Here is a 368-nt window from a genome sequence, read left to right as displayed (position 1 = left end):
TGCCGCCGCTCACCAGCGGCGCGAAGACTTCGAAGACGGAGAGGTCGAAGTTCAGCGACGTCGCCGCAAGCACGCCCTTCAGCTGCTCCGGCTTGAAGGTGCTCGTGGCCCACTTCAGGAACGCCACCGCGCTGGCGTGCGTGACCGCCACGCCCTTCGGACGGCCCGTGCTTCCTGACGTGTACAGCACGTACGCCAGTTGCCGGGGTTCCGTCCTGCTGGCCGGTGCCTCCTCCGGGTACGCGGCCAGTACCGCTGCATCCGTGTCGAGCCGCACGCGCTGGCCCGTGTACTCCGGCGGCACGTTCTCCAGGCTCGCCTGCGTGATGACGACAGGCGCACCCGTGCCTTCCAGCATGTAGGCCAGT

1 protein-coding gene is annotated in these 368 nt (G+C 68.5%); it reads right to left on the bottom strand.

Annotation, left to right across the window (positions count from 1 at the left end; translation table 11 throughout):
- Nucleotides 1–368 (bottom strand): AMP-binding protein (locus ACLEQD_RS45270; protein ID WP_410392052.1); only part of this gene is annotated, 368 nt, incomplete at both ends.

It is taken from the genome of Corallococcus sp. 4LFB, assembly GCF_046520365.1.
In the GTDB taxonomy this organism is placed as follows: domain Bacteria; phylum Myxococcota; class Myxococcia; order Myxococcales; family Myxococcaceae; genus Corallococcus; species Corallococcus caeni.
This window is presented reverse-complemented; position numbering and strand designations above follow the sequence as displayed.